We start from the raw sequence: 6,846 nt of genomic DNA, 5'->3' as shown, positions 1-6,846 counted from the left end.
CGATACTTACACTGGCCGATGGCAGTAATGTGCAGCTTGATAATATGAATAAAGGCACTATTGCCGTGGAAAGTGGAACCAGTGTAAAACTGGAAGATGGAAAGATCACATATGGCAAAGGCCCCGGCAGCGCCAACGAAGTGAGGTATAATATCATGTCCACTCCCAAAGGCAGACAGTTCACAGTTGTGCTGCCTGATGGAACAAAAGTCTGGCTCAACGCAGCCAGTTCACTGAAATACCCCACCAGCTTCTCCGGCACAGAAAGAAAAGTGGAAGTGAAAGGGGAGGCATATTTTGAAGTGGCGAAGAATGCGGCCATGCCGTTCAGAGCGATAGTTAACAACAGTACTGTGATTGAGGTACTGGGTACCGCCTTCAACATCAATTCTTATGAAGATGAGGAGGAGATAAAGGCAACACTGGTGGAAGGCGCCGTTCGAGTGATCACGGATAACGATGCTGAATCGAAGATCAAAACGGTGGTGCTGAAACCGGGACAGCAGGCAAAGATCACAGCCGGAGAGAAGTCGCGCGGAGCACTTACCATTATAGATAATGCAGACATAGGGAAAGTTATAGCCTGGAAAAACGGACTCTTTAATTTCAATGGAGTGAAGCTGGAGGATGCCATGCAGCAGCTGGCAAGGTGGTACGATATCCAGATCATTTATGAGAAAGGTATCGTGCCCAATATCCAGTTTTACGGGGAAGTGAGCAGGGACGTGAGTCTTGCAGGCTTGCTCAAAGGTCTTGAAGGCGCAGGGGTGCGTTTCAGGATAGAAGAAGGAAAGAGATTAGTGGTATATCCATAAAAAAGTAACCAGAACCAATCCTATAGCGGTCAACCGGAATAAAAAGCCGGAAGTGGGTCGAAGCACTTCCGGCGGTATGTCGGGTTGATTTCTGAATCACTGTCGAAGCAATTTTTCTTTCAACCAAACAATGCAATGTATGCAAAAAACTGCTGATTGGTTCAGTACTCCTATGGCCATACCTCAACTCCGGCCTGCAGGATGCGGAACATCAACCAAACCCCCGTTAGCGAAGCGCGAACCTGCAGTGGCAAGCCCTCGCTTTCACCGAAAACAAATAGTGATTGTGATGAGACTGACTGTCCTTTTACTCACTGTTGCGCTGCTTAATGTACAGGCTTCCGGTCTTTCACAGACCGTTACACTTTCCGCGAAGGATATCTCCCTGCGGAAAGTATTTTCAATTGTAAAAGAGCAGACAGGCTATGTTGTATTTGGCAACAGTGGTCTGTTCAACAACACAAAACCGGTATCTGTAAATGTGGAGAAGATGCCATTGACGGCTTTTCTCAACCTGGTATTCACCAACCAGCCGCTCTCGTATTCCATCGATGGAAAAACCATTTTCATTGCGGCGCAGCAGGTGGCAGCAGAAAAAAAAGAAGCTGAAAAGATCAGTTTCGATCTGTATCCTGAGCAGGGACGGGAAATATGGGGCTTGTTACGGAATTTAAACTCAGAGCCGCTGGGCGGCGCCAGTATCACCAATAAAAGAACAAAAAAGGGAACCACTACCAATGGAAGTGGATATTTCCGTTTAAAGGATGTGGAAACCGGCGATACGCTGATTGCCAGTTTCATTGGCTACAAAACTGAACAGGTACGTGTAGGTGAAACCGCTGAAGTGATGATACTTCTGCAGCTGGCCGAGAACCAGCTTGACCAGGTGATCATTCAGGCCTATGGCACTACCACCAGGAGAACAGGCACAGGCGCTATCACCAGGGTTTCGGGTGATGAGATTGCCAAAGCAAATGTTCAGAACCCCTTGCTGGCGCTGGTAGGAAGAGTGCCCGGATTGGTGGTCACCCCACTGGATGGCCATGTTAGCGGAAAAATAAAGATGGAGATCCGCGGAAGAAAAACAATGAACCCATCATTTGTTTCTGAACCCCTGATAGTGATCGATGGTGTTCCCCAAACCATCCTCGATATCAACGGAGGAAATTATGAGTCCGGTTCATCAGGCGTGGTGCAATCCCTGGGGATGTCTCCCACCGGTGGCCAAAGTCCTCTTTTTGGGATCAGTCCTGCAGATATCGAAAGCGTAGAAGTGCTGCGCGATGCCGATGCAACTGCTATCTACGGATCACGTGGCGCCAATGGCGTTTTACTGATCACTACCAGGAAAGGGAGCAGCAGGGGAGCTATATTCAGGTTCGATGTCAACCAGGGCGTAAATATGGTTACCAATAAATGGGACCTGATGAATACGCAGCAATACCTGAAAGTAAGACGGGAGGCTTTTGCCAACGATGGTCTCACTCCAACCCCAGCCAATGCGCCTGATCTGATGACCTGGGATACCACCCGGAATACTGACTGGCAGAAAGAACTCTGGGGCAACTGGGGCAAAACCACCAATATCAATGCATCCCTTTCCGGCGGAAATGAATTTACCACATACCGGTTAAGCGGAGGCTTCGACCGTACCACAGATATTCTCACAAAATCCGGCAGCAACGACAGGATCAGCTTCGGTGTCAATATCGGACATACTTCACTGAGCCGGAAATTCAAGCTCAATTTTTCTGCATTGTTCGGACGCACGGATGTGGACCTTATATCTACCCCCGCACCTGTTTTATTGTCGCCCAACTCACCTCCTATTTATGCACCTGACGGTACACTGAATTACAAAGAATACAATGATGCAGGGTTATATACTGAATTCCCTTTCGGAGAGCTGGAGAACAGCTATGTTTCAGGAACAAGCCAGCTGAATGCGGCACTGGACCTTAGTTATGATATTCTCAAAGAACTGAAAGCCCTTGTAAAAATAGGATATGGATCTTCCAATAACAGCGGACTCAGCAAGATCCCTATTTCCGGCCAGAATCCCCTGTTCAGTCCAATGGGATCTGCAATCCAGGGAGGAACCAACAACAGCAACTGGATAGTTGAACCGCAATTAGCTTATAAAACCACCCTCGGGGGAGGCAGGTTTGATGCTATTGTGGGGGCAACCTATCAATCCACCACCACCAAGAGCTGGTCCAATTATGGAATTGGTTTCACCAATGATGCTTTCCTGGAGTCGATCAGTATGGCCTCTGTACTGTCTATTACTTCCAATAACAAAGGGCAGTACAAATATGCCGGCTTGTTTGGACGGTTGTCTTATAATTATGAAGACAAATACATCATCAATATCGGTGGTCGCAGGGACGGTTCATCCAGGTTCGGTAAAAAGAACCAGTTCGGCAACTTCGGATCAGTGGGCCTTGCCTGGATCGTATCCGAAGAGAAATGGATGAAGAAGATCTTACCGGAAGAAATATCCATGGTAAAACTCAAAGCCTCCTACGGAATGACCGGAGGTGATGGAGTAGGTGATTACAGATATATGACACGCTGGGGCGCCGCCAGAAACGTAAATGAAACCCCATACCATCCTTATGATGGCACCAACCCGCTGGTAAGCTGGCAGCATGTAAATGGCGACTACCACTGGCAGACCACTAAAAAACTTGATCTTACTTTATCAATGGGCTTCCTGAACGACCGCATTGTGATGGATGTAACCAGGTATATTGAAAAGGTTGATGATCAGCTTACGGATTATCCAACTCCCATCATGACCGGATTTCCCTCGGTTACAGCCAACTGGGCGGCACGCCTCAAGAACACTGGTACTGAGGTGGCGATCAGCGCAAGGGTCATCGAAAAGAAAGACCTGAGGCTTAGCCTCAACTTCAATATTTACAAGAATGCGAACCTGTTGGATGAATATCCTGACTTCGAGCACTCTCCCTATGTTACACAATATCGCGTAGGCTCTTCCCTCAATGCTGTATATCTGCTGCATTACCTGGGTGTTGATCCGCAAACCGGTAAATACAGTTTTGAAGATCATGATAAGGATGGTGTGGCACAGATCAACTCTGCTTTACCGGTAGCAACAGGTTATGACGACAGGTATGTAGTACTTGACCTTGCTCCCAAATACACAGGAGGCGCGGGTGCTAACATCAGTTACAAACGTTGGGACCTGGGCATGCAGTTCAGCTTCAGCAGGAAATACATGATCAATCCTGTTTTCATGCAGGAAGGCATTGGTGGCAGATTCAATATGCCTGCCGCTGTCATTGGCAATTACTGGGAAAAGCCCGGTGATGTAAAGAGGTTTGCTGCTCCTTCATCAAGATACTCCGCAGCCATGAACTTTTTCAAGCAGTCGGATGGAGCATATGCTGATATAAAAATGATAAGGCTCTCCAACTTCAACCTGGCTTATTCCCTCCCAGACCTGTGGATGCAGAAAGCAAGGATGAAATCTGCCAGGGTGTTTGTTCGTGCTTACAATCTTTTCTTCATCTCAAACAGTGAAGGACTGGACCCCGAAGCAACTAACATTTCAAGTTTACCGATGCCAAGAGTGGTAACCGGCGGTATATCAATTTCACTTTAAGACTACTGTTATGCAAGCAATAAAATATTCAACAAGGGCACTGGCTGCTGCGGCGTTGATGGTCATCACTGTTCTCAGCGGTTGTAAAAAACTGATTGAAATAGATGACCCCATCGATACGATCACTACCGGCAGGGTTTTCTCAACCAATGAACAGGCGCAGTCTGCCATGGCTGGCGTTTACACCAAACTCATCAATGGTACTTCCTATGGTTTATCTTACGGTGATAAAGGCTTTGCAATGGGGGCGGTAAATATTTTCACCGCACTTTCTTCTGATGAGTACATTTATTCAAGGGTTGAAACTGCTCCCTATTATAATTTTTACACGAATAAGCTGACCAAGGAGATGAACTCCTCCGTGACTTCTGTGCTCTGGAGCTCAGCTTTCGAATGCATATATGGTTGCAACGCCATTGTTGAAGGGATCGGGGAATCCGGCTCGGCAGCATTGACACTGCCTGTACGCAACCAATTGAATGGTGAAGCTAAATTCCTTCGGGCCTTCACCTACTTTTATCTCACTAACTTATTCGGTGAAGTGCCGCTGGTACTTACTATCGATTTTAATAAGACAAGCAGGCTGGGCCGCTCTCCTGTTGCGGCGGTGTACACACAGATAATATCTGACCTGACCGATGCCATCAACCTGTTGCCTGATGAATACCCATCCAAAACGGGACAACGCATCCGGCCCAATAAAACAGTGGCAAAAGCATTGCTGGCAAGGGTTTCATTATACCAGAAAGATTATACCAAAGCGGCGCAGCTGGCAACGGATGTGATCAGCCAGAGCAGTAATTACATGCTTGAGCCTGATCTCAATAATGTATTCCTGAAAGGTAGCAGTGAAGCGGTATGGCAATTGGAACATAGCTCCAATAATACGAACACAAGGTCTGCCACTCCTGAAGGGGCGTTGATATTACCCTCACCTGTTACTACAGGCAACAACTTCTATTTTGTTGCTTCTTCTTTGCTGGATGCTTTTGAGTCCGGGGACCAGCGGAAATCAAAATGGATCATAGCCAATACATCCAGCGGAACCAGGTATGTACCTTATAAATTCAAGGTGGATGCAGCATCTGCCGTGCTGGGAGAGGATCCTAAAGAGTATACCACTCCCATCCGACTCAGCGAGTTGCTGTTGATCCGTGCAGAGGCATTGCTGTTAGGGCCTGCGGCAGATAAAAGCGGTGCGCTGGAAGATGTGAATACGATAAGAAGAAGGGCCGGGCTTACTCCTGACCTGTCAAATTCCCTCACCAATGAGCAGGTGCTTGCGGCTATTATGCATGAACGGCAGGTAGAGCTGTTTGGCGAATGGGGAAACCGCTGGTTCGATCTGAAAAGGACTGGCAAAGCGGAAGCAGTACTTTCTGCGATCCCCGCAAAACAGCCATGGCTGGGCGATTACCAGCTGGTATACCCGATACCTGTGAACGAGATAACCATCAATCCGGATCTCGGCCAGAATCCCAGGTATTAATTAATTCACCGTATCAATTACAGCAAGATGAAAAAAACAGCAGTTGCACCCATACTGGCCCTGCTCCTGATCGCAGGACTGAGTTCCTGTAAGAAAGAAACGGGCTACCAGACGAACGCCACTTTGAATATGATCAATTGTATGGTGGATACAGATATTATCCTTTCTGATTTCGGAATAGACCGTTCTATAAGATACTTATGGGAAGCAAAACTTAACAGGTATGCCGAGCATAATGAATACGCACAGATTAGTCTGCCTGTGGGATCTCAAACAATAACAACGTATAATTATCCGGATACCCTCAGTAAGGACGCAGCCCTGAAAACAATTTCCTTCGACGTCGGGGCCACGGATATGTTGTCTTTATTCTATGTAGGTGATAAAGCGCATCCGGACACGATGCTGATAAGAGAAGAATTTCCTACGCATGTTTATGGCGACAGTACCTTCTCTGTCCGTTTTCTCAATCTCTCGCCCGGCAGCAATCCTGTGCGTGTGGAGGTGGATGGAGAGGCTCAGCCATTGGTAAGTAATCTGGCGTATAAAACCCGGGGCGGATGGAATACATTTTCTGCGAGATCGGATGCTGGTACTTACGTGATCAGGTTCAGGGACCAGGCAAATGGCAATGAGATAGCCTCCTATACCATCAGCGATGCTGCAGGCATTGGCGATTTTACTCCCAATATCTGGAGGAAGAACAATGTTACCATTGCCTTGATCGGAAGTCCGGCCGTAAGTTCGGGCACGTATGCTCCTGCCTGTTTTCTCATCAGGCATCATTTCCCCGGATAACGCATTTTAAATATTCTCAACTGTCTGACATAAAATGTGAAATGGTTAATTCGCACGCCGGCGGCCCTCCGCCGGCTTTTTTATGTATTTCCGTGAAGGGTATGTTTTTCTCC

The 6,846-nt window shown here is 47.4% G+C and carries 4 protein-coding genes; all 4 read left to right on the top strand.

All coding sequences use genetic code 11. The features are described from left to right. Positions 1-815 (top strand): FecR family protein (locus tag ACTHMC_RS25435; protein ID WP_440417606.1); only part of this gene is annotated, 815 nt, incomplete at its 5' end. Positions 816-1,104: 289 nt separating this feature from the next. Next, a complete protein-coding gene (locus ACTHMC_RS25430; RefSeq protein WP_440417605.1) occupies positions 1,105-4,446 on the top strand; it encodes a SusC/RagA family TonB-linked outer membrane protein in 3,342 nt (1,113 codons plus the stop codon). Between the two features lie 10 nt (positions 4,447-4,456). After that, positions 4,457-5,935 (top strand): RagB/SusD family nutrient uptake outer membrane protein, encoded by a 1,479-nt coding sequence (locus ACTHMC_RS25425; RefSeq protein WP_440417603.1) that lies wholly within the window; start codon positions 4,457-4,459, stop codon positions 5,933-5,935. A 27-nt stretch (positions 5,936-5,962) separates the two neighbouring features. Further along, on the top strand, positions 5,963-6,733 hold the full coding sequence (locus ACTHMC_RS25420; protein WP_440417601.1) for a hypothetical protein: 771 nt from the start codon (positions 5,963-5,965) through the stop codon (positions 6,731-6,733). Positions 6,734-6,846: the final 113 nt, after the last annotated feature.

Source organism: Pseudobacter sp. (assembly GCF_051955275.1).
Taxonomy (GTDB): domain Bacteria; phylum Bacteroidota; class Bacteroidia; order Chitinophagales; family Chitinophagaceae; genus Pseudobacter.
This window is presented reverse-complemented; position numbering and strand designations above follow the sequence as displayed.

Coding starts and splice junctions, on each gene's coding strand:
- ACTHMC_RS25425 (WP_440417603.1), top strand. CDS start 4,457: ATGCAAGCAATAAAATATTCAACAAGGGCACTGGCTGCTGCGGCGTTG.
- ACTHMC_RS25430 (WP_440417605.1), top strand. CDS start 1,105: ATGAGACTGACTGTCCTTTTACTCACTGTTGCGCTGCTTAATGTACAG.
- ACTHMC_RS25420 (WP_440417601.1), top strand. CDS start 5,963: ATGAAAAAAACAGCAGTTGCACCCATACTGGCCCTGCTCCTGATCGCA.